Raw genomic sequence first — 24,779 nt, forward strand, 5'->3', positions numbered from 1 at the left:
CAGTGCCGGATAGAGACGTCATGCGCTTCATTTATGTGCCCCACCTTACGTATGATGATGGCTGTTGTATTAACGGGAAACGCGCCACCGCGTTTCCCGCTGCCGTATGTAAAAGGGCACTCCCGCCCGTGTACCGGTGCGGCTAAAAGGCCGCACCGGACTACCGCCGCTACACCAGATTGACCTGCAAACCGTGCTGAATCAGGATATCGCCCAGCGTGCTGTTGCCCTGCGCTGAGTTGTGGTAGACGTCATAGTCCACGCCGTTCACTTCCCGCTGGCCGCTGACGCCCCAGACATCGCCCTGATCGTGCGCCAGATTGACCTCATCGTGCCCTTCGCCCCGGATAACCAGCGGCGTATTCTGCTGCTCATCCAGCTCCAGCACGTTACCGAGATCCAGCGTGATGCTGTTGCTGCCGCCCAACCCGAGATCGACGATGCTGATGTGCTCTACCGCACCGTTCAGCGCCGTCAGATCCAGATGCAGCCCGTTACCGCCGAAGATCAGGGTATCGATGCCGCTGCCGCCGTCGATGTGCGTGAATCCCAGCGTTTCGAGATGAATCACATCGTTGCCGCTGCCGCCCGTGACCGCTTCACCCCGGACTTCCGTGCCATCGGCCAGCGTGGCCGCCACGGCAGGCACGGCATCGTGCGTCGTGTCGGCGCTGGCCGCAGTCGTGGTTTCTTCGGCCGTGCTTTGCGTTACGACAGGCGCAGCGTGGCTGCTTTGCGCGCTTGTCGCCGCGTCTGCCGGGTCATGCACCGCTGGCATTTCCAGTGACAACAGCGACGCCTGAGCCAGGCTGGGCAGCGCCAGCCCGCCCAGACCGACGGTGGCGTCAAAGCCGTTCTGCGCCGCATCGTGCGTCGTCAGCTCAATCAGCTTCGTCGTCAGCGGCGAAGTGATTAGCGTCGTCAACTGGCTGGCGCTCAGGAACACCAACGCACTCCAGCTGCCGTCGCTTTGTACCGCCGCCTGAGCGCCGGCCACGCCGTTTAACAGGGAAAGCATCACTACTGCGCCGGGTTCCAGGTTGCGGGAACTGCCGCTGAGTTTCAGGCCGTTCGTCACCAGGCCAGCAATATCGCCCAACCCCAGTGACAGCGGGTTCAGCGACAGCAGCGGCGCGGTCAGTTTGACGTTAACGTTGGTGCCGATAGCGGCGGTGTTGCCCACCGCGTCACGTATCGACACACCAACCTGCAACCCGCTGCTCGGCAACGCATTCAGCACGCTGGCATCGAGTTTCAGCGACCAGGTACCGTTGCTGCCTACCGTGGCGTTATAGCTGGCGCCGCCCAGCGTCACGGTAACCGTCGCACCAACGGCGCTGGTCAACGTACCGCTGAGCGTCTGCCCGGCCAGCGCCTCGGCAATATTGAGATACCCGTCGCCGCCGAAGATCGGCGCCAGCGAGATCGTCGGCAGTTCCAGCCCTACCGTCACGCCGGCGGTCGCGCTGGTGACGTTGCCACCCGGCGTCGTCAGGGTAATGGCCGCGGTCAAATTGCCGTCCGGCAGTTGCGCCAGCGCAAGAGGATCAACGCTGATACTGAAGCTGCCGTCCGCCAGCGTCACGCCGGCGAAGGTGCTGTTTCCCAGCTTGACGGAAACCTGTGTGCCTTCCGGCGCGTTATTGACCGTTCCGCTGATGAGCTGGGTGGTGTCCGCCTGAGCGGCGTTCAGCAGCCCATTGTTGAAAATGGTGATGCCGCCCAACACCGGTGACAGCAGATCCAGCGTGACCCCCGCGCTGGCGCTGGCCGGGTTGCCCGCCACGTCCGTCGCGTTGACCGAGACCGTCAGGTCGCCGCTGCCGATACCCTGCAAAGCGCTGATAACCGCCGGTGTCAGCGCCACGCTCCAGGCGCCGCCGTCTGCCACCTGCGCCGTTAAGGTCGGCGCCCCGGCAATGCTGATCGTCAGGGTGCGCCCATCCAGCCCGGTGGCGGTGCCGCCGATGGAAAGCGTGCCCAGCAGGTCGTTCAGGTTCAGTACGCCGTCGCCGAACAGCGGGCTCAGCGTAATGGCCGGCAGGTTATGGGTGATCACGTCCAGATTGAGCAACTGCTGTGCTGTGTTGCCGGCAAAATCCGTCACCTTCACCAGCACCTGGCTGACGCCGTCCTGCAAGCCTTGCAGAACCGCGGAAGGCACGGGAAGCGACCAGTTGCCGTCCAGCTGCACGCCGACGGTGTAATCCGTGCCGCCCAGCGTTACCGTGACCTGCAGGCCAGGGGTCACGTTGCCGACGACGCCGCTGATGACCTGCTGGGCGGTCGACTCCGCCTGGTTGAGGAAGTTGTCGCCGAACGCCACCACCGAGTTGATAACCGGCAGATTGGTCAGCGCCAGCTGCGCGTTAACCAGCTGATGAGCGACGTTGCCGTTGGCGTCGGTAATGCTCAGGTCCAGCCCCAGCGTATTACCGACCAGACCGGACCACAGATCCGGCGTCAGGTTCAGGCTCCACTGCCCGTTGGCGCCCACCGGCGCGGTCAGAGTCTGACCGGCGATGGTCAGCGACACCGTGGCGCCGGCGTATTCCCCGGTGGCGGTGCCGGACAGCACCTGTGTCACCAGCGATTCCGCCAGGTTCAGGATGCCATCGCCGAAGATCGGGCCTGCGCCTACACCCAGCAGGTTGTTCAGCGCCACATTCAGGCCAACGCTGACTTCCGTGGTATTGCCCGCCGCATCGCCGGCAACCACGCTGATCACCTGCGGGCCGTCCGGCAGCGACTGCAACAGCCCCGGCGTAAACTCGGTCTGCCAGTTGCCGGACGGGTCAACCACCGCATTCAGCGTAATGCCGAGCAGCTTCACGCTGATGTTATCGCCGGGGTCGCCCTTACCGGTCAGGGTAAAGCCGAGCAGTGACTCCGCCAGGTTCAGTACGTTGCCGATGCCCAGCGGGTCCACGCTCAGCACCGGAGCGACCAGATCCAGCGTGACCCCCGTGCTGGCGCTGGCCGGGTTGCCCGCCACGTCCGTCGCAGTAACCGACACCGTCAGGTCGCCGCTGCCGATACCCTGCAAAATGCGGATCACATCCGGCGTCAACGCCACGCTCCAGGCACCGCCGTCCGCTACCTGCGCCGTCAAGGTCGGCGCTCCGGCGATGTCGATCGTCAGGGTGCGACCGTCCAGCCCGGTGGCGGTGCCGCCGATGGACAAGGTACCCAGCAGATCGCTCAGGTTCAGCACGCCGTCGCCGAACAACGGGTTCAGGTTGATGGCGGGCAGGTTATGGGTGATGACATCCAGATCGATCGTCTGCTGTACTTCGTTACCCGCGAAGTCCACCACCTTCACCAGCACCTGGCTGATGCCGTCCTGCAGCCCGGCCAGAATGGCGGAAGGGACGGGAAGCCCCCAACTGCCGTCCGGTCGCACGCCGACGGTATAGTCCTGACCACCCAGCGTGACCGTTACCTGCAGGCCGGGCGTCACGTTGCCGATAACGCCGCTGATGACCTGCTGGGCGGTCGATTCCAGTTGGTTGAGGAAGTTATCGCCGAACACCACCACCGAGTTGATAACCGGCAGGTTGGTCAGCGCCAGCTGTGCGTTAACCAGCTGATGGGCGACGTTGCCGTTGGCGTCGGTAATGCTCAGGTCCAGCGCCAGCGTATTGCCGACCAGGCCGGACCACAGGTCCGGCGTCAGGTCCAGGCTCCACTGCCCGTTGGCCCCCACCGGCGCGGTCAGGGTCTGGCCGGCGATGGTCAGCGACACCGTCGCCCCGGCATACTCCCCGGTGGCGGTGCCGGACAGTACCTGTGTCACCAGCGATTCCGCCAGGTTGAGGATGCCATCGCCGAAGATCGGACCAGCGCCCACGCCCAGCAGGTTGTTCAGCGCCACGTTCAGGCCAACGCTGACCTCCGTGGTGTTGCCCGCCGCATCGCCGGCAACCACGCTGATCACCTGCGGGCCGTCCGGCAGCGACTGCAACAGCCCCGGCGTAAACTCCGCCTGCCAGTTGCCGGACGGATCAACCACCGCATTCAGTGTAATACCGAGCAGTTTCACGGTGATGTTATCGCCCGGATCGCCCTTGCCGGTCAGCGTAAAGCCGAGCAGCGACTCCGCCAGGTTCAGTACGTTGCCGATGCCCAACACGTCCACACTGAGCAACGGCGCCTGGTTGTAAACGCTGATCGAATGATCGAGCTGCGTTTGGTTGCCCACCGTGTCCGTCACGCTGACCCTGATATTCTGCTGGCCATCGGGCAAAGCACGCAGATCGCCGGCGGAGACGTTCACGCTCCAGCTGCCGTCCGCCTGAATTTCGGCGAGATAGGTTTTATTGTTCAGCACGATGGTGACATCGCGCCCGACCAATGAACCTACCGTCGTCGAAGCCGTTCCCCGAATCACTTCGCCATCCTGCGCTTCACTGATGCCCAGAATGTCATCACCGGCAAACGTCGCCACCGTCAGCGCCGGCGCCTGGGTATTCACCACCACGGATACGCTGGTTATGATGACCGGCGCCAGCGTTGTGGCGGTGATCTGATGAACGCCGTTCACGAACTGCGCGGTGGAAACGACCGAACTCCAGTTTCCGTTGGCGTCTACGTTGGCAATACCCAGCGAAACGCCGTCTATCGTCAGGGACAGCAGCATTCCTGCCGGTACGCCGATGGTTTTCCCGCTGATTATGATCTGCGATACGCCGTTCAGTTCGGCGAAGTTAAGCGCATTGTCGCCGCCGATGGGATCGATGGTCAGCGATTGCACCGGCGGCGTCAGATCCACAATCAGCGGTAACGGCAGCGAACTGCCCGTGTTGCCGGCCTTATCGTCCACTGTCGCCACGATAGTCCCGCTGCCCAACAGCGCCAGTTGCGCGGGTTGCAGCGTCAGACTCCAGCTTCCGTTGGCCTGTACCTGCGCGCTGAACGACTGGGAACCGATCAGAATAGAGACCGTTTGCCCCGCTTCAGCGCTGGTGGTTCCGCTCAGAACCTGCGCGACCTGACTTTCCGCATAGTTAAGGGTATTGTCGCCGGCAAACGTATTCACGCTGATATCCGGCGCCGTCAGCGCGAAGACCGCCGTCCCGGAAACATCGTGGCTGTTGCCCGCGGCGTCCGTTACGCTGACGTCAATGGGGTATTGCCCGCTGTTTACGCCCAGCAGTACCCCCGCCGGCAGCGTCAGCGACCAGGTACCGTCGCCATGGTTGACGGCCGCGCCGTAGCTCACGCCGCCGATGGTCACGGCCACCGTTGCCGCCGCTGAATCTACGCCCACGCCCACGTTACCACTCAGCGTCAGCGCACCCAGTGCTTCGCTGGCATTCAGATAGCCATCGCCAAACGGCGTATTCAGCGTCGGCTGCGGCTCGGACAGGATCGCGGTGAAGGGAACGCTGAGCGACGTGCTGTTTCCGCCGGCGTCCGTGGCGGTCACCTCCAGCGCGTTCGGGCCGTCGCTCAGCACCAGCAGTGCATTGGCGCCCAGCGTCGCGCTCCAGGTGCCGTCGCCGTTCACCGTAACCGGATAGGCGATACCGCCGATGTTCAGCGTCACCGACTGTGCGCCGCCGGTATTGCCGCTGATGACGATCGGCTGCCCCGCATCGCTCAGGCTGAGATAGCCATCGGCAAACGGGTTGATGACGGTCGGTTGCGGCGCTGTCAGGTAGGCGTCGAAGTCCAGATGTTGCTGGGCCACGTTGCCTGCGCTGTCGGTTACGGTCACGGTGATGCTGTGGCTTTCACCCGATGCCAGCGCCGCCAGCAGCGCGTTGGGCAGCGTCACGCTCCACTCGCCCGTTGGCAACACCACCGGCAGAATACCGATATCGTTGCCGTCCAGGCTGATCGTCACGCTTTGTGCCGGACCGTTCAGGCCGATCGTGCCACTGATGGTTTGCCCGGCGATATTCGTCGCTTCAGCAATGTTCAGCACACCGTCGCCGAACGGCAGATTGATGGTGGGCTGAGGCAGGTTATGAACCAGTACCGTCAGGCTGGTGCTGATGCTTCCGCTATTGCCCGCGCTGTCGCTGGCCGTGACGGTCAGTGGCCAGGTACCGTCGGGCAGTCCCTGCAATTGCTGAGGCGACAGCGCCAGAGTCCAGTTACCCGCCGCATCGACGATTGCGTCATAAGGCACGCCGTTGAGCGAAACCTGAACATGCTGACCGGCACCGCTGACGTGGGTTGACCCGCTCAGTACGCCGCCCAGCGCCGCTTCCGCCGCATTGAGGATATTGTCGCCGAACGCCGTGTCCAGCGTCGGGGCGGGAATGGCATGCGTCAGTGCGCCGAAGTTCAGTCCTGCGCTGGTGCTGACGTTACCGCCCGCATCCGCCACGGTCAGGCTCAGGGTATGCGACTGATCTGCCAGCGCCAGCAACAGGCCGGGCGTCAGCTGCACCGTCCAGTTGCCGTTGGCGTCCACCGCGCCGGCGATCTGCTGCCTGCCGTCCAGCGTCAGGTACACCGTTTGCCCGCCTCCGGTAACGCCGGTGTTGCCCGTCAGTACCTGCCCCGCCGTGGCTTCCACCAGGTTCAGCAGGTTGTCGCCAAATAACGGCGGCAACAGTTGGGCCAAAGGCAGATTATGCAGGTAGGCGGTGAGCGATCCGACCGCCGTACCCTCGTTACCGAAGGCGTCCTGCGCCGTGACGCTGATAGTGTGCAGGCCATCGTTCAGCACGTTGAGCACGCCGGGCGCGAGGGTAATGCTCCACTGCCCCGGCGCGTTCACGGTACCGAGATATTGCACACCTTCTATCGTAGCGACGACCGTGGTGCCGACGCTCAGGTTATCGGCGCTGCCGGTCAGGGTCAGCCCGGCAGCGGCCTGCAGTGCGTTGACCAGGCCGCTCCCGTTCACCGCATCGATCGTCAGCAGCGGCAGGAGATGTGTCGCCACCGTAAAGGTCAGGGGAACGGTGGTGGTGTTGCCAGCCGCATCACTCACCGACGCCGTCAGCGTAGCGTTGCCATCCGCCAGTGCCAGCAGGTCCGGCGCACTGATGTTCAGCTCCCAGTGTCCCAGCACATCGGCGCTGACGACCGTGGTTTTGCCGTTCAGCGTAACGGATACGCTGGCGTTCGGATCGCTGGTGCCGCTGAGCAGTTGCCCCAGCAGCGCTTCCGCATGGTTCAGTATGCCGTCCGACAGGAAGATATCGATACTCAGCAACGGTGCCTGCGTGTCTACCTGCACAGTATGTGTCGCATTGGCCTGGTTACCCGCCACATCCGTCACCGTCGCCGTGATTTGCTGCGCCCCCTGCGGCAGTTGTTGCAGCGCGGAAGACGACACGCTCACCGACCAGTTGCCAGCCGCATCCGTCTGTGCCAGATAGTTTGTTCCGCCCACGGTGACGGTGACCGTCTGCCCTGCCGTTACATGCTGCGCGGTGCCGCTGATGGTCAGCGGGTTCTGGGCTTCCTGCGCGTTAATCACGTCGTCGCCCGCTACCGTGCCGATGGTAATGAGCGGCAGATTGCCTGCGGAGGCGATCACCGTGATGTCGTGGCTGTCCTGACCGTGGTTGCCGTTGGCATCCGTCACCACGGCGGTCAGCGTCTGCACGCCGTCCGCCAGCAGCGCCAGATCTGCCGCGGGTATGCTGAGGCTCCAGGTGCCGCCCGGCTGGACCGTGGCATCGTAGCCTTTACCGTTAAGCGTCAGATGCACCGTCAGCCCGGCAGTAATGCCGGTGGCCGTGCCGCTGACCAGCAGCGGAAGCTGTGTTTCCGCCGCGCTGAGGTAGTCGTCATTACCCACCGTGGTGATATGCACCGTCGGCAGGCTGGCTTGCGACGCGGACAGGGTTACGGTCGGACTTAACGAGGTCGTGTTTCCGGCGATATCCGTCAGTGCGACCGTCAGCGCCAGCGGGCCGTCCGGCTGACCGTTCAAAGCCCCTGCGGGAAGCGTAACCGACCAACTGCCGTCCGCCTGTACCTGTGCGCTGTAGTTTTGTCCGCCCAGCGTCACCTGAACGTTTTGACCGACATCCGCCGTGGAGGCGCTGCCGCTGATGACGATGGCGGCCTGGCTCTCCGCCGCATTGATGACGCCGTCGCCAGCCACCGTATTTACGGTTAACGTTGGCGGGAATGTATCAATGACGGTGTTAACGTTTACGCTGCCGCTGTTGCCGGCGATGTCCGTCGCCGTGACGCTGATGTTTTGCAGCCCCTGCGGCAATGACGCCAGGTCCGAAGGCGACAACGTCACGCTCCAGTTACCCGCGGCGTCCACCACGCCGGTGTAGCTCATGCCGGCAATGCTGATCACCACGCTCTGACCGCCGCCGGTCACACCGGTGGTTCCGGTTAATGTCTGACCTGCCGCGACCTCCGCCACGTTGAGATAACCATCGCCAAACGGCGTGTTCAGCGTCGGCTGCGGGATAGAATAGACCATCACCAGCAACGGACTGTCGGCGGTGAGCGCATTACCACCGGCGTCCACGGTAGTAGCCCGGACCGTGTAGTTGCCGTCGGCCCCGATGGCCGCCAGGTCGATACCGGGAACCGGAGTGCTCCAACTGCCATCTGCGTTCACGACTGTGACATAGGATTTGCCGTTTAACGTCACAATCACCGGCTGGCCTGCCAGAACGTTAGTCGTCACGCCACTGATGCTAACGCCGGCGATCAGTTCCGCTGCGTTCAGAATATTATCGCCGGCGATTGCCGCGATAGAGATTCCCCCGACGGTCAAATCAACGTTGACCGTTTCACTGGCCTGCGCCGTTTGACCGCCGGCACTGACCGTGGCCTGAATTACGTAATTTCCCTGCGCCAGCAGTTGCAGGTCTGCAGCAGGCAGGGAGACATCCCAGCTCCCGTCCGAACGGGTGAGCGCGGTGTAGGTTTTCCCATTCAGCTCCACCGTCACCGTGCTGCCGGTCGCGGCATTGGCTACCGTTCCGCTGAGCGTTTGCGTGAGCAAAGTTTCAGCGCCGGTCAGCAGGTTATCGCCAGTCAGCGGATTCAGCACAATCGTCAGCGATGCAAGGGTATCTACCTGTACGGTGTGTGACGCATTCGCTGCGTTGCCCGCCACATCCGTCACCATCGCCGTGATTTGCTGCGCCCCCTGCGGCAGTTGTTGCAGCGCGGAAGACGGTACGCTCACCGACCAGTTGCCGGCCGCATCCGTCTGCGCCAGATAGTTTGTTCCGCCTACGGTGACGGTGACCGTCTGCCCTGCCGTTACATGCTGCGCGGTGCCGCTGATGGTCACCGGGTTCTGGGCTTCCTGCGCGTTGATCACGTCGTCGCCCGCTACCGTGCCGATGGTAATGAGCGGCAGATTGCCCGCGGAGGCGATCACCGTGATGTCGTGGCTGTCCTGACCGTGGTTGCCGTTGGCATCCGTCACCACGGCGGTCAGTGTCTGCACGCCGTCCGCCAGCAGCGCCAGATCCGCCGCGGGTATGCTGAGGCTCCAGGTGCCGCCCGGCTGAACCGTGGCATCGTAGCCTTTACCGTTAAGCGTCAGATGCACCGTCAGCCCGGCAGTAATACCGGTGGCCGTGCCGCTGACCAGCAGCGGAAGCTGTGTTTCCGCCGCGTTGAGGTAGTCGTCATTACCCACCATGGTGATATGCACCGTCGGCAGGCTGGCCGGCGAGGCGGCCAGAATGACGCTCGTACTCAGCGATGTCGAGTTACCGGAAGCATCGCTCAGCGACGCCGTCAGCGCCAGCAGGCCATCCGGCTGACCGTTCAGCGCACCGGCAGGCAGCGTAACCGACCAACTGCCGTCTGACTGCACTAACGCGTTATAACTCAGCCCGCCCAGCGTAATCTGCACGCTCCGGCCAACGTCCGACAGCGAGGCGGTGCCGCTGAGGGTAATGGTCGCCTGGCTCTCCGCCGCATCGATAATCCCGTCGCCCGCCACCGGATTCATGGTCAGCGTTGGTGCAATGGTATCCACATTGGCGGTCACCCCGAGTTGCCCCTGGTTGCCGGCAAAATCGGTCGCCGTCACCGCAATGGATACCCCGCCCTGAGGCAAAAGCTGCAGGTCTGCCGGCGGAATCGTTACGCTCCAGTGCCCCGATGCATCCACCGTGCCGGTATAGCTCACGCCGTTCAGGACCACGACCACGCTCTGCCCGGCGCCGCTCAGGCCGGTACTGCCGCTCAGCGTCTGAGGCAATCCCGCCTCTGCCATGTTGAGATAACCGTCGCCGAACGGTACGTCCAGCGTGGGTTGCGGCAGGTTATGGAACGCAACCTGAAGGTTGAGGTTAACACTCTGGGTTACGCCAAAATTATCTACGGCGGTAACGGTAACGGGATAGCTGCCGTCAGAAGGGATTTGGTACAAAAAGGACGACGGGATAATAATCATCCAGCTTCCGTCGCTGTTAATACCGGTGATATAAGTTCGGCCATCGAGCGTCAGCACTATCCCATGATTAGCCGCATTAGTCGCATGGCCCGTGATAAAGATACCCGCCGCCGCCTCTGCGGCGTTCAGGATTCCGTCACCGGCAATCGGATCGACCGTCAGCGCGCCCTGCAGAGTGTTCACCGTCAGGTTTTCACTGTTTTGCACCGTCGCGCCGTTCACGATGACTGAAGCCTGGATGCTGTTAACGCCTTGCGGCAGCAGTTGCAGATCAACCGACGGCAGGAGCACGCTCCAACTTCCGTCAGCCAGAACGATGCCGGTATAGCTTTTACCGTTCAGTGCCACAGTAACCAGGCTGCCGGCGGCAACGTTGCCCGTACTTCCGCTCAGGATTTGCGTTACCTGCGTTTCCGCGCTGTCCAGCAGGTTGTCGCCGGTCAGCGGATTCAGCGTAATGGTGGAAGGTTGCGCGGCCACCAGCACGTCGCGCGCAGCACTGGCCACGTTGCCTGCCGTATCGCTGACCGTTGCGGTCACGCTGTAATTGCCCTGTGACAGCGCCTGCAGCACGGATGACGGGACATCAACCGACCAGTTACCGGCTGCGTCCGTCTGCGCCTGATAGCCCACCCCATTGAGCATTAACACCACCAGAGTGCCCACCGCGACGTGTTGGGTGGTTCCGCTGATGGCGATGGTGGCCTGCGCTTCCTGGAAGTTGATGACATCGTCGCCGGCTATCACGCTAATGGCAATCTGCGGTTGGTTGGCCGGTGAAGCCGCCAGCGTCAGCGGTAAGTTCAGCCCGCTCGTATTACCGGCAGCGTCACTCAGCGATGCGCTCAGAACGAGCGGGCCATCCGGTTGTCCGCTCAATACACCGGCGGGCAGCGTGACTGACCAACTGCCGTCCGCCTGCACCTGCGCACTGTAATTCAGCCCGCCCAGCGTCAGTTGGACGGTTTGGCCGGCATCCGACGGTGACGCACTGCCGCTGATCACGATGGGGGCCAGACTTTCCGCTACATTGATTACGTTGTCGCCCGCCACCGGGTTCACAACCAGCGTCGGCGCGACGGTATCCACGCCAACGCTGGCGTTCAATTGCGCCTGATTGCCGGCAAAATCGGTCACCGTTACCGCAAGGAACACCGGCCCCTGAGGCAGTAACTGCAAGTCCGCAGCGGGCAGCGTCACGCTCCAGTTCCCCGATGCATCTACCGACGCGGTATAGATCACGCCGTTCAGGCTAACCTGTACGTTTTGGCCGCCGCTGATGATGCCGGTATTGCCACTCAGGGTTTGCTCCACCGCCGCTTCTGCGTTGTTCAGGAGTCCGTCGCCAAAAGGGATATTCAGTGTGGGTTGCGGCAAGGTGTGAATTGCCACCTGCAGATTCGCCGTTGCGTTTAACTGATTGCCGTAATTGTCCAGCGTGCTGGCGGTGATCGTATAACCACCATCAGCAAGTATCGCTAATTCTGCCGGCGAAATGGGTACACGCCAGTGACCGGTGTTATCGACGAGGCTGACATAGCTGTGGCCGTTTAACGTCAGCATCACGAGGCTTCCTGCGACGACATTCGTCGTGCTGCCGCTCAGGCTTATCCCCAGCAGCGACTCGCCAAGGTTCAGGTTACCATCGCCGCCCGGCAGGTCGATGATGATCGTCGCCGTCGGCTGGGTCGCGACTGAAACCTGATGCGTCGTTTCGGCTGCATTGCCCGCCACATCGGTCACCGTCGCCGTAATTTGCTGCGCCCCCTGCGGCAGTTGTTGCAGCGCGGAGGACGGTACGCTCACAGACCAGTTGCCAGCCGCGTCGGTCTGCGCCTGATAGCTGACTCCGCCCAGGGTGACGGTGATCGTCTGCCCTGCCGTCACATGCTGGGTGGTGCCGCTGATAATGACCGGGCTTTGGGCCTCCTGTGCGTTGATCACATCGTCGCCAGCGACCGTGCTGACGGTAATCTGCGGCAGATTGCCTGCGGAGGCGATCACCGTGATGTCGTGGCTGTCCTGCCCGACATTACCGTTGGCGTCCGTCACCACAGCGGTCAGCGTCTGCACACCGTCCGCCAGCAACACCAGGTCTGCCGCCGGTATACTGAGGCTCCAGGTGCCGTCCGGTTTCACCGTGGCGTCGTAGCCTTTGCCGTTGAGCGTCAGGTGGACCGTCAATCCGGCGGTAATACCGGCGGCAGTGCCGCTGACCGACAGCGGTTCCTGTGTTTCTGCCGCATTGAGGTAGTCGTCGTTGCCCACCGCGGTGATGTGCACCGTCGGCAAACTGGCCGGCGACGCGGCCAGCGTGATGCTCTGACTGACGCTGGTCACGTTGCCGGCCGTATCGCTCAGCGACGCCGTCAGCGTCAGCAGGCCGTCCGGCTGCCCGTTCAACGCGCCGGCAGGCAGCGTGACCGACCAACTGCCGTCGGCCTGCACCTGCCCGCTGTAATTTTGCCCGCCCAGCGTGATCTGCACGCTTTGCCCGGCTTCTGAAGGCGATGCGCTGCCGCTGATGACGATGGCGGCCAGCGCCTCCGCCAGGTTGATCACGCCGTCGTCCGCGACCGGATTGACGCTCAGCGTCGGCGACTGGGTGTCGACGTCAACGCTGGCGGTAATGACTGACGTATTCCCGGCAAAGTCGGTCACCGTCACAGCCACGTTCTGCGCCCCCTGTGGTAACGCCTGCAGCGCCGCCGCCGGCAACGTTACGCTCCAGTGGCCCGAAGCGTCTGCCGTGCCGGTGTAATTTACGCCGCCAAGGCTGACCACCACGGTCTGACCGGCGCCGCTGATGCCGGTGCTGCCGCTCAGCGTCTGATCCACCCCGGCTTCCGCCTGATTGAGATAACCGTCGCCGAACGGCGTATCCAGCGTCGGCTGCGGCAGGTGATGCGTCGCGAGCTGCACGTCGCCGGTCGCGGCGATCGCGTTGCCGTTGCTGTCCACCGCGCTGACGGAAACGGTGTACGCCCCGTCGGCCGGAAGCGCCGCCAGGTCTGCGGCAGGGATATTCACCTGCCAGCTGCCGTCGGCCCCCACCGCGCCGTTGTAGCTGACGCCGTTCAGGGTGACGGTAATAACGCTGCCGGACGTAACCAGATGCGACGTCCCGCTGATAACTGTCCCCGCCACCGCTTCTGCGGCGTTCAGAATGCCGTCGCCGCCGATCGTCGCAACGCTCAGTTCACCCAGCGCGGTGTTTACCGTTACCGTAACGTCCCTTTGCGCGGTCTGGTTGCCGGCGCTGACCGAAGCGTGAATGGTGTTGTCGCCCTGAGCCAGCTGCTGCAAATCGGCCGCCGGCAGCGTTATGCTCCAGGTGCCGTCCGCCTGGGTTGTCGTGACGTACGTTTTACCGTTCAGCGTAACCGTAACCGTGCTGCCGGCCGCGATCTCAACCGTTGCGCCGCTCAGGATTTGATTGTGGCTGACTTCCGTCGCGTTGAGCTTGTTATCACCCGTCAACGGCGTTATCGCGATCGATATCGACCTGACATTGCCCTCACCGTTACCGCCGCCATTGTTATTGCCGCCACCGTTATTGCCGTTGTTATTACCCCCGCCGTTGTTGCCGCCGTTATTGCCGCCGTTGTTGTTACCTCCGTTGTTACCACCGCCGCTGTTATTACCGTTATTACCGTTATTATCGTCACCGCCGTGTCCGCCGCCGCCCGAACTTCCGGCCGCAATGGCAATGCCGCCCGCCACCAGAAGGCCGCCGACGATACCGGCGATGGCTGCGCCGGAGAGGCCGTTACTGACGAAAGCGTCATCCGCCACCGCCACATAGCTGGGCACAATCGTCTCCGCCCCGCCTGACGTTGCCACGACCGCCGCCGGGAAAACCGCATGCTGATGCGTCGCCCCGTCATCAAACACCAGTTCGCTGGATTCGCTGTATCCTGCCAGAGAGAAAAAGTGCACATAGCGAACCGTAGAGCCGTCTTTCATATGGACGATCAGATCGTTACCCTGGCGCTCATAGCTGGCGACAGCATCCGGCCTGCCCTGAATATGGATCACGCTGGGCTGCGTCAGGAGAATCGTTTTATTTCCTGCTCCGTAAGTTGCTAATTGTTTACCGCCGTCCCGGGCGACAATACGCACTGCTGCGGAAGCGTTGTTTTCCTGTACCATTGCTAACCCCTTTGCTGTGTCATCATCAATAGGCGCACAAAAGCTGCGCCAGGCGCCGCTTTTAAAAAATAAAAGCGGGTCCGCCTGTCTAATTTCCGTAATAACCACAATAAAAAAGAAGGAAAAAGAGGAATCTTCTGTCCTGTCTGTATAAACGTATAAACAACCTTTTACATTTAATCAAAATTCTTAAATTAAAATTTACCAGGTCAATCACACGTTATAAGAAATCTTTGCGGGGGATATTTTTTATCAATATAAACAAATAATTAAATAACCATTCTCATTGCATGGTAATTAAATTGTGTTTTTTAAATACATCAAATATATAACCTTAATAATACTATTCTGTTTTCGGTGGTGGTTATCACCGCCCTTTCCCAGCCTGCTGTAGTGTTAAAACCTTCAGGACAACGCGCACATCAAGGGTATTTCCGGGGAAATGATAAGGTGATTCAACAAGGTAACCGGGGTCAGGAATATCCTTAATATCATTCATGAATTGCCATCCGTATTCCGCTGTCATTTTTCCGTCATAAATTTTTCAATTTGTTCCGCACATCACAGAAATAGGTCCGTCATCCCATTGCTATCGGCGTAAGCTGAGAATATCTTTGCGCGGTTCGTATGACGGGAGCCAACGCGACACCTTCAGAACGAAGCTTTCAAAACGAAGCATTTGCCGTTCCTCCGGCAAGGTCGTGGCCTGCAATGCCGCCACGGGTAATAACCACACTGCGTCCCGACAATAAATGAACCTAACGTTACGCCAGACTGTTTCATATTCTCATGCGCAGGATTTGCTGAGCCGGAATTGCGCAATACTGTTCCTGCTTTCTGTATTGATTAACTTTTCGCTCGGCTACGACTTCAGCCCATGGGATGCCATCGGTTTCTTTTGCTTTTTATGCTTGCTGGAAGGCGTCTCGCGCCGGGCAATGACCGCCGTTCTGATCGCCTGCACCCTGACGGCGGCGTTCTATTTTCCTTTCGGGCGCGCTTACGGGCCGCCAAACTTCAATACCATTCTTTCGCTTTACTCCACCAATCCGGAAGAGGCGGGAGAAATATTGCGGGTATTTCCGTTCTGGCACTATCTGGTTTCGCTGGGCATTCTGGCGCTCGGCTGGCTGGCCCTGCGCCGCCCGGTACGCCGTTTTCCCCGCTGGTCTTTCCGCCACACCGCATTATTGCTCGTCGCGGCGGCCCTGTTTTTGCTGGCGCCGCTGGAGAACCTGCGCGCCGGCGGTCACTTCAGCCTGCTGGATACCCATTACCCGGTGGTGCGTTTCGTGAAGGATGTCGTCAACGGCAAAAGCGATGTGGATGCCGAGCTCAGGCGTATGCAGGCGCTGGCGAATCTTCAGGACAGCTGGCATGTGTCGGCGGTAAAACCGCAGCATCAGGTCTACGTACTGGTTATCGGGGAAAGCGCGCGCCGCGATGCGCTGGGCGCTTTCGGCGGCCAGTGGGACAACACGCCGTTCATCAGCCACGTTAACGGCGTCCTGTTCCGGAATTACCTGTCCGCCGCCTCATCCACGCAGAAATCCCTGGGGCTGACGCTTACCCTGGTCGGCAACGACGCCCAGCCGCAATACCAGAATAATATTATTACCCTGGCGAAGCGGGCCGGTTTCCGCACTTACTGGTTTTCCAATCAGGGGCAGCTCGGCCGCTATGACACCGCCATCGCCAGCATCGCCCGGCGGGCCGATGACGTGCGCTTCCTGAAAAACGGGGATTTTGAAGCCGATGAGGCCACGCAAGATGGCGATTTACTGAAGTTCACGCCCGATGCGCTCAATGAAGAAACCCATGCGCCCAAGCTTATTGTTTATCACCTGATGGGTTCGCACCCCAAGGCCTGCGCCCGTACGCATCACCAGTACGCGACCTATGTGGATACCGAGGAGATCTCCTGCTACCTGTACAGCATGACGCAAACCGACGCCTTTCTCGGCACGCTGTACCGGCAGCTCAAAACCAGCGGGCAGGATTTTTCCATGATCTATTTCTCCGATCACGGCCTGGCGTTTAAAGAGCGCGGCACCCGGGACGAGTACCTGGCGCATGACGATCAATATCAGCAGAACTTTCAGGTGCCGATGTTTATCGCCTCCGGCGACAGCACCCGGCACCGCGTGATCAACGCGATGCGCTCCGCCAACGACTTCCTGCCGCTGTTTTCCGAGTGGAGTGGGATCCACAGCCGGGAAATCGTTCACAAGTACCGCTTTGTGTCGGAGCAACCGGCTTCGCCGATCTACGTTACTAATTTCGCCCTGAAGAGGACGGATTACGCCCGCCTGGCACAGGATCCTTTCGTCACCCGCCCGGCTGCGCCGCGGCCTACGGCGGGACGATAGCCGCCCCGCCGGCGGGTTATGACGCGCCTTCCCACCAAAGCTGATACAACAACTCAAACTGCGCAGCATGCTGACGAATACAGTCATAGTATTCATAGTTGTTGCGCAGGTTGAGTTTACGCATCGCTGAGCGTTTCTGGCAGCTGACCGTTTTTACGCTTTTATTCAGGATATCTGCCGCTTCCGACAGCGATTTCCCTTTGCCGGTCAGGCTCATAACGATAATTTCGGTTTCCGACAGCTTCTGCCTGGCCCACGACGCGACGCCCAGAATTTTGCGCCCGCCGCCCGGCGTCAGTGTTTCACAGCTCTTATCCAGCTTTTTGATCACGCTGTCGACCGGATCGCTGCGGAAAATCACATTGTCCTGAGTGAAGAAGTAAGGTCCCGGCGATATGGCAACATTCAGGTAATGCTGCAAGTAACTTGGGTGCTCGCCGGTATCCAGCCGGTAACAGTCACTTTTCAGAATGATATCGCTGCTGGATAGCTTCGTTTCATCGTTGACATAGCAACGTGATTTCTGATTGCGGTCGGAGAAATAGTTTTGCAGGAGGTCAACCATTCCCCGGGCGTAGTACCAGTTTTCATCAAGTATTGTCACGGTAAGCATAAGTAGCGCCTGTTTTATGCGATGTAAAAATCAAATCATAAGGAGGCCATTCCCAGGGCTTTAATAATTGGTGCGTAATTTGAAGGGATATTACGGCCCTGTAATAACCTTGCTTTAGTAACGGCTAATTGAGTGAAAACTTTAGGCGTAATGTCACGGGCAAAGACGGAAAAATGCCAGAGACTTCCGAACGGCGGCATTAACGGGCGGCGTATACAGCGTCAGTGCGGGGATAGCGTGAATTCTTATTACGTTTCCAGCACCAATAATCCGTTTGAAAAACGGCGGCAAAAACACCAGGCAAAAGAATAAAAGGCATTGATATTAGTCTGTCTTATCAGATCAGCCCGAATATTTCCACAAAATAAATGCGGTTTATTTACTCTTCACACCAGAAAATAATTCATATGACGATAAGACTCTCTTTATTACTCTGTTTTTAAAGCAATCGATTTTGCTCTCGCAATAATCACTCTTTCGTTCATAATAGGGCTATCAGAACAGGAAAAGCCGTTTGTATTCCAGTCTGGTGATTTGCATCCTGCCATGCTGGTTTACGCCGAATGCGCTGATTCCCGGAATTTATTTTGGAAAGATATCCCATGCACTGTTCCCGTAACCGCGACACCCCCGCCCTCATCCCTGTTTCCGGCTTGTTTCAGACGCCATACAGGATGCATAACGCCGGGTACGCGGCTGCTGCGCCATACGCCTGAGCAGGCTTTCACTGACTGCTTTACGGGAGAAACGTTTGTCTATTTCACGCCAGTTGCGCCGTTTTCGTAATCGTTTGACCCCCAGGCACGTCATCAACCTGTGCTTTCTCATTGTATTCATCTTTACCACCATTCTGTTCTGGTGGCAGGGCAACCTGTTACGGCAGGGTTATGAAACCAATCAGCTGCACCAGGTGGATTACGTCACCGCTCAGTTACAGGGCCGTATGCAGTACCGGATCGACAACCTGCGTTTCCTGCGCAATTTTATGACCTTCAGCCTGCAAAGTGCGCCTTCCCAGCATCAGCAGGAGATGATCAAACAAGAGATCGCGCGCATCCGCCATCAGGACACCTGGTCGATCGATCCTTCCGACACCGAAGGACAGCCGGTTTTCGGGGTTAACCCACAGCGCCTGACGGGGGTTTCCCCACTGTTCCGGGCATCGGACGATGAACAGCTTACCCGCGAATTTAATGCGCTGTTCCGCTTGCGCAGCCTGCTGCCGTTGATTGACGTTACGCCGTTCCGTCAGCCGCGGGTTTACTACGTCTCCCGTGCCGGTTTTTATTTCAGCGCGCCACAGCCTAAAAACAGCGACCAAATCGAAAAAATATACCGGCATATGATTGCCCAGCCCTACTTCACGCAGTTGACCCAGAGCACCGATCCGATGCGCATCCCCTACTGGACGCACATCTACAACGATCTGTCCGACGGGCTCATTATCACGGCCTCACTGCCCATTGATTACAATAATCAGTGGATGGGCGTGATCAGCATGGACTTCACCGTGGAAAAGCTGCGCCAATATCTGCTCGGTTCCGCGCCATCCAACAGCGGGGGCATCTATCTGCTGTTTGACAACCGCTTCCGCAGCATTACGTCCACCGATCCGTCCTGGTTCCGGGGGAAATATTTCACCCCGGAGCAGCAGCAAATACTGAAAACCCGTATCGGCCAAAAACGGCAGGGCACCGTCCGGATCGGCACCCGCTTTATCACCTTCAGCAAGATGAATAACACCAACGTCACGCTGATCCACATCCAGACCCTGCCTCAGGGAATACACAGCGAATATGGCCGCCTGAGCCTGCTGCTGACCGCATTATGGCTCGTATTCGCTATCCTGCTGCTCGCCGCACGCCGCATCATTTTGCGCCTGATCGACAACATGGAAGGGTTACAGGAGAAGCTGAGCTGGCGCGCCAGTCACGATGCCATGACCCGCATGCTGAACCGCGCAGCCCTGTTCCAGAAGGGGAAAGAGATGGCGGCGAAAGAACGTAAGAGCCAGCGCACGCTGGCGGTGATTCAGATGGATCTCGACCACTTCAAACGCGTTAACGATCGTTACGGGCACCAGATTGGCGATCAGACGCTCATCTATGCCGCGGAAATCATTCGCTCCAGCGTACGCACTCAGGATTTAGCGGGACGGGTCGGCGGCGAAGAGTTCTGTATCTTGCTGCCTGCCACCAACCGGTCGCAGGCCAGCGAAATCGCGGAGCGCATTCGCACCAACCTGGCGAACTCCCCGCTGAAAACCGAAGACGGCAAGTCGCTGCGCATTACCGCTTCACTGGGCGTCGTCGGCAGCGAGGAGTCCAACAGCTATAACATTGAACACCTGCAGCTTATCGCCGACCGCCGGCTTTACCGCGCCAAGGCCGGCGGACGTAACCGGGTATGCAGCGAAGGCGAACTGGGCGAACTAAACCAACCGCAGCAGTAATCACAGATCCTCAAGCGGAATCGCCTTCAGCGCTTCCGCCTGCATCAGAAAGTGGTATAACGGCGCCAGGCGCGTGAACCCTTTTTCCAGCAACGGCACCAGCCTGGCGTCGAATATTTGTTCAATTTGCAGCGAGGTCGCCATTACCGCAAATGACTTGCGGTTATACCAATTGGTGACGTCTGCGGGCGCATCTTTGATCAGGGTGCGCTTATAGCTGTCGCCGACCAGCTCAAACGGCGGCTTACAGCACGCCGTCGCCTCGCGGAACGCCTGGGGGCGGGTAACGATCAGGTGGCGGAAGCGGTCCATGGTGGCGCGGGATGCGCTGTAGTACCCCAGCCCGTAGCGAAAGGCGTCCGGGCTGATTTCGAAAAAGTAAACCGGCGCGTCCTTCCAGTCGGGGGAATGCCGCTTGAAGGTCAGCCACAGCCGGCTGCGGTAGCGGCTCTTGTCGTTGGAGAAGCGGGTATCGCGGTTAATGCGCGACAGCGTTTTGCCGATCGCCGGGCGCGTTTCGAACCGATCGTCAATTTTCAGCATCGTGTCGCTCAAATCGGAGACCAAATCACGAAACGGCGTAAGCAGATTTTCATCGTAGATTTTGCGGTTATCGTCAAACCACTCTTTGCTGTTTTCCTGACGCACCTGCTGTAAAAAATTCAGCCCCTGCTGGGTAAATCCGCGAAACACTCTGTCGGCCATCATTGTTGTCCTTAGTTAACTCAGACGAGAGACCACCACAATACCAGTATCCACAATCCCCATAAACCCAGCGTTGCCGCCAGCGCCCGATACAGCAACCGCCGCGCGCCGGCCCAGCGCTGCATCAGCGTTCGGGGCGCATCTCCCGCCTTTGCGCCCCACAAAACCCGCAGCGCAGCGTCAAACGCGGCGATGTCGTCACTCCCTTCCGGCAAAACGCGGAACAGCCGCTCGTCCAGCCATAAACGCCAGCAGCAATAATGCACCCACAACGCCATCGCCAGCAGGGCAAGGCTTCCCGGACCGGTGGGCGACACGGCGACGAACAGCAGCGGCGGCAGCGTCAACGCCGCCAGATAACGCCAGCTGGCAAGGTGAATCACCAGTACGCGCAGCGCGACCGGGCGTCTCAAACGTTTTTCGTTCTCTGCTGATGCCATTGTTCCAATACCTGCAAGAAAGACGGAGAAAGCACAATTTGCGGACGACGGCAGTGCAGCAGTTCCACAGACTGGCGTGGCGAAGCCGCCACGCCGCAGGCCAGCAACCAGGCAGCCCCCACCAGCGCGCTGCGCGACAGACCGAGCGCGCAATGCACCAGCACGCTGCCATACTGCGCTTGCAGCTGCGTCAGCGCCATAACGGCCCGCTCCAGTTGCTCCGCATCGGGCGCGACCAAATCCAGCATCGGTTCACAAACGTAGCCGCGCCCCGCCGTATGGCGGTTGCGGCTAAACTCGGCGGTCACGTCCAGCACCGCTCCCTGCGACACGCTGCGCAGCGGATAGCCGCCGACGAACATGCCCGGCGCAATCTCGGTTACCGGCGCCAGACGGCGCATAAACCAGCACATGGAGAGCCGGGCGCCCAGCCGGTAAGGAAACAGCAACAGGCGGGAGGACGGCGAAATATTTCCGTTCGCATTCTTCTGGAGTGCCCCGGAACCCAACCCGGCATACGCCAGCGCAATCGCGCCCAACGCCATCCCCGGCCACAGCAACCATGCGTAAGCCAGCGCGCTGAACCCGGTAATGAGGCATATCAGGGCTGCCGCCGCATAACGCAGCATCAGCCTGCGCCCCTTTCCGGACGCAGGCCGCCAGCGCCAGTTGCTATTGATTGGAATCGCATAGCTGATGACCACGCCGGCCGCGAGGCCGGTCAGAACGTCAATAAAATGGTGCTGCCAGGTTGTCAGCACCGACGCTGCGATCAGCAAAAACCAGGCGCTCATCACCGGGCGCCAGACGCCGCGCAGATGCGGCCAAAAACGCAGCCACAGCAGCCACGCCAGCATGATATGCAATGACGGCGCCTGATTGTAAGGCAGGTCAAACAGTTCCAGTTGCTGAAACAGCCAGCCGAATAATCCTTCGCTCTGCGGGCGGACGAAGCTGAACTTCAGGGGGAATAGCAAGAACCCCGCGCAAGCCAGCAGCGATGCCGCAACCAGACGCCAGGCATGACGGGTCAGCTCCCGCCGCGACGTGCAGACAAACAGGGAAAGGCCATAAAGGAGATCGATGCTCCAGTAAGGCACGATGGTCCACGGCAGGAAAGGGATTTGGGTTTCCCAGCCGAACACCAAGCTTTCCACGCCGGCGCGACCGGCGGTAAATTGGTTCACCTGCCCGTATGTCAGGAAAAACAGCGGCGCCAGCACCACCAACCAGACCGCACCGCGCCGCCACAACGTGCGGCGCGGCACCATCAGTCCGTGCTCTGCATAGCAATCAGTCATCACTGCGACGCACCGCTAACGACACCGTAAAAATGCCCCACTCGTCAATAAGCTGATGGCATTTGGTAAACCCGGCCTCCTCCACCAGCGCATCCATTTCGCCCTGGGAGCGCACGCGCATCACCCAGGGAATACCGTTGCGATGGCTGGTCAGGGAACGGGCAATAATTTCCAGCTGCGGGTGCCAGGGCTGCCCGGTGTAGACCAGCATTCCGCCGGGGGGGAGCGCCGCCGCCAGCCCGGCCAGTGAATTTCTGACGCCCTCATTTTCCGCAAACAGCTCATACAGGCCCGAAACGATACCCAGCGTCGGCGCAGGAGAAAGCGCGGCCAGCTCATCACGGTTAAAGGCGTCGCCTTTTTCAAAGCGGGCGATCTGCTCCATGCCGCGTTCAGCAATCATACGGCGGCCGGTTTCGACATTCAGGTCGCTGTAATCACGCAGCAGAATCTCATCCACCTCCTGCCGCTTTGCCAGCGCGTCCAGCACGTAACGGCCGTGACCGGCGGCGATATCCGTCACCCGCACTGGCATACCGCGCGCGCGCAACTGTTCCACCGCCATCTGAATCGTCGCTTCCATGTTCTCTTTGCGTACCCGGATCCCCTTCCAGCCGATGCTGTTCAGGTAGCCGCGGTCAATCATCCGGCCAAGGGCATTGCGCCCCTCGGGCTGATTACGGTACACGTAATCCAGGGTGCTGCCGGAGTCGAACCCGGTATCCATCCCCAGCCGGACGCCGGACGAATAACGCCCGACTTTTTCCATCGCCAGGCGCAGCAAGGTGTAGCCCATTCCGGAGGGAGTATAGCGCCCCGGCGGCGTTTGCAGGCTGCGGTATGCATCGGCGGACGGGCTCCAGCAATCCTCGTGCGCGTAATCATGGCGCTGCGGCGGCATGGCGTACAGGCGCTCAATGAAATCGCGCATCTTAACGAACGCCAGTTCGCGATCTTTCTCCCCCAGCGTGTCGTGATAAAACCCCGGCAGAATATGCTGCTCCTTCACCGTGCTGCGCAGACGTTGGTAAAAGCGCTCCTGCGGCGCGCGGTGCACCACGAAATCGGCGCCGGAAATCAGCAACTGGGTGGGAACGGTAATCGCGGCGGCGTCGGCGACGACGCGCCCGGCGGCCTGATACAGCTCAAGCAGGATATTGACCGCGATGGCGCGGGTGATCAGCGGGTCCTGATTAAAGCTGTTTACCCGCTGCTCGTCGTGCGTCAGGTATTTCCCTTTAACGTAGGAGTTGACGAAGAACAGGCCGCGAACGTGTTTCATCAGGGCCAAACCCGGACGGGCGAAAGGAACGTACAGTTTCACCTTAAATGCCGGCGAGGCCAGGATCATCGCGCGGATCTTCGGCGCATAATCATGCACCCATGCCGCAGCCAGCACCGCGCCGACGCTCTGCGCAATAATGATGATGTCGCTGATATCTACCCCGCTCTGTTCGGCGCAAAAGCGCACGAACTCATCTACGTCCCTGACGGAACGCGCCAGGCTCGGGCTGAAGCCGCGCTCTCCCGGCGATTTGCCGTGGCCGCGCGCATCCCAGGCATAAAACGTGGCGTCGGGCATCCCCAGTTCGTCCACGATGTGCTGCAACCGGCCCGAATGCTCATGGCCGCGGTGAAACATCACGATAACCCGCCGGGTCGTTTCCCTCTCTCCCTGCCAGCGGCGATAAAATAGCGGTACGCCATCACTGGTGGTAAACGTACTTTCCTGAGCGATCCGGTTCGTTTGTGTCATGATTTTCTCCCTTCCGCCTGCTTTTGCAGGGTAACGAAACGCTGTAACAGCCGCTCCTGAAATACGCCTTTGTCTGCGTCGCCGCTCATCGGCTCATCAACCCAAATATCAATAAAAAAAGGGACGGGGATCTTCTGCCCTTTCCCCATCGCACGCCCCAGGCCGCGCATGTAAACGGGAATAATCGGCACCTCCGGCATCTCACGGTTCAGGTGCCAGAGGCCGGATTTAAATTCGGAAAAGCATTCCGGCTCGCCACGCGTGCCTTCCGGAAACAAAATGATGATTTTTTCCTGCCGTAATGCCTCAATGCAGCCCGCCAGCGGGTTATTTTTCCCACTGCCGCCGCGCCGTACGGGGATGATGCCGATCACCTTCAGGGCGAACCAGGCCATCAGCCGGTTATTCAGAAAATAGTCCGCCGCCGCAACCGGGTGAACCCGGGTCAGTGCGGAAAGCGGAAACAGGGTGAACAGGGTCAGCACGTCCAGGTGACTGTTATGGTTGGCAATCACGATAGCCGGCCCCTTCAGCGGCAGATTTTTACGGTTCGCCACCGATACGCCCAGCCAGACCAGCACCACCGGGTAGGCCACGCACAGGGTAAAAATCCAACGCAACAGGCGGTTCATACCCG

General features: G+C 60.3%; 10 protein-coding genes. 2 read left to right on the top strand and 8 right to left on the bottom strand.

All coding sequences use genetic code 11. The features are described from left to right. Nucleotides 1–169: 169 nt before the first annotated feature. Nucleotides 170–14,506: an Ig-like domain-containing protein gene (locus tag C8D90_RS04545; RefSeq protein ID WP_115457181.1), complete on the bottom strand. Its 14,337-nt coding sequence runs from the start codon at nt 14,504–14,506 to the stop codon at nt 170–172. Between the two features lie 367 nt (nt 14,507–14,873). Next, entirely contained in the window at nt 14,874–15,005 is a 132-nt protein-coding gene (locus C8D90_RS22375) for a hypothetical protein (protein ID WP_260503123.1), read from the bottom strand. Between the two features lie 253 nt (nt 15,006–15,258). On the opposite strand from C8D90_RS22375, the gene C8D90_RS04550 reads away from it, so the two are divergent. Beyond that, nucleotides 15,259–16,875 carry a phosphoethanolamine transferase gene (locus C8D90_RS04550; protein WP_115457182.1) on the top strand — a complete coding sequence of 539 codons (1,617 nt, stop codon included), beginning with the start codon at nt 15,259–15,261 and terminating at the stop codon, nt 16,873–16,875. A gap of 16 nt (nt 16,876–16,891) precedes the next feature. Here C8D90_RS04550 and C8D90_RS04555 read toward each other — a convergent pair whose 3' ends face one another. Beyond that, on the bottom strand, nt 16,892–17,488 hold the full coding sequence (locus tag C8D90_RS04555; protein WP_115457183.1) for a helix-turn-helix transcriptional regulator: 597 nt from the start codon (nt 17,486–17,488) through the stop codon (nt 16,892–16,894). Between the two features lie 751 nt (nt 17,489–18,239). Here C8D90_RS04555 and dgcQ point away from each other — a divergent pair. Beyond that, the gene (gene dgcQ / locus C8D90_RS04560) at nt 18,240–19,940 is read left to right on the top strand and encodes a cellulose biosynthesis regulator diguanylate cyclase DgcQ (protein WP_162844356.1); all 1,701 of its coding nucleotides are present in this window, start codon (nt 18,240–18,242) and stop codon (nt 19,938–19,940) included. Here dgcQ and C8D90_RS04565 read toward each other — a convergent pair whose 3' ends face one another. Genes C8D90_RS04565 through C8D90_RS04585 form a run of 5 tightly spaced genes read right to left on the bottom strand, consistent with a single transcriptional unit; the run spans nt 19,941 to nt 24,774 of the window. Further along, nucleotides 19,941–20,645, bottom strand: coding sequence for a DUF2461 domain-containing protein (locus C8D90_RS04565; RefSeq protein ID WP_115457185.1), 705 nt, complete (start codon nt 20,643–20,645; stop codon nt 19,941–19,943). Nucleotides 20,646–20,665: 20 nt separating this feature from the next. After that, entirely contained in the window at nt 20,666–21,085 is a 420-nt protein-coding gene (locus C8D90_RS04570; protein WP_115457186.1) for a hypothetical protein, read from the bottom strand. Further along, on the bottom strand, nt 21,055–22,386 hold the full coding sequence (locus C8D90_RS04575) for a phosphatase PAP2/dual specificity phosphatase family protein (RefSeq protein WP_230472954.1): 1,332 nt from the start codon (nt 22,384–22,386) through the stop codon (nt 21,055–21,057). The genes C8D90_RS04570 and C8D90_RS04575 overlap by 31 nt, the downstream gene beginning before the upstream one ends. After that, a complete protein-coding gene (locus tag C8D90_RS04580) occupies nt 22,379–24,142 on the bottom strand; it encodes a bifunctional alpha/beta hydrolase/class I SAM-dependent methyltransferase (protein WP_115457188.1) in 1,764 nt (587 codons plus the stop codon). Before C8D90_RS04580 ends, C8D90_RS04575 begins: the two co-directional genes overlap by 8 nt. Continuing rightward, a complete protein-coding gene (locus C8D90_RS04585) occupies nt 24,139–24,774 on the bottom strand; it encodes a lysophospholipid acyltransferase family protein (protein WP_115457189.1) in 636 nt (211 codons plus the stop codon). The genes C8D90_RS04580 and C8D90_RS04585 overlap by 4 nt, the downstream gene beginning before the upstream one ends. Between the last annotated feature and the right edge of the window lie 5 nt (nt 24,775–24,779).

Source organism: Enterobacillus tribolii (genome assembly GCF_003363015.1).
GTDB classification, from domain to species: domain Bacteria; phylum Pseudomonadota; class Gammaproteobacteria; order Enterobacterales; family Enterobacteriaceae; genus Enterobacillus; species Enterobacillus tribolii.

Bases quoted from the DNA above. Each gene is read 5' to 3' on its own strand.
- C8D90_RS04545 (WP_115457181.1), bottom strand. From the start codon at position 14,506: ATGGTACAGGAAAACAACGCTTCCGCAGCAGTGCGTATTGTCGCCCGG.
- C8D90_RS22375 (WP_260503123.1), bottom strand. From the start codon at position 15,005: ATGAATGATATTAAGGATATTCCTGACCCCGGTTACCTTGTTGAATCA.
- C8D90_RS04550 (WP_115457182.1), top strand. From the start codon at position 15,259: ATGAACCTAACGTTACGCCAGACTGTTTCATATTCTCATGCGCAGGAT.
- C8D90_RS04555 (WP_115457183.1), bottom strand. From the start codon at position 17,488: ATGCTTACCGTGACAATACTTGATGAAAACTGGTACTACGCCCGGGGA.
- C8D90_RS04565 (WP_115457185.1), bottom strand. From the start codon at position 20,645: ATGGCCGACAGAGTGTTTCGCGGATTTACCCAGCAGGGGCTGAATTTT.
- C8D90_RS04570 (WP_115457186.1), bottom strand. From the start codon at position 21,085: ATGGCATCAGCAGAGAACGAAAAACGTTTGAGACGCCCGGTCGCGCTG.
- C8D90_RS04575 (WP_230472954.1), bottom strand. From the start codon at position 22,386: ATGACTGATTGCTATGCAGAGCACGGACTGATGGTGCCGCGCCGCACG.
- C8D90_RS04580 (WP_115457188.1), bottom strand. From the start codon at position 24,142: ATGACACAAACGAACCGGATCGCTCAGGAAAGTACGTTTACCACCAGT.
- C8D90_RS04585 (WP_115457189.1), bottom strand. From the start codon at position 24,774: ATGAACCGCCTGTTGCGTTGGATTTTTACCCTGTGCGTGGCCTACCCG.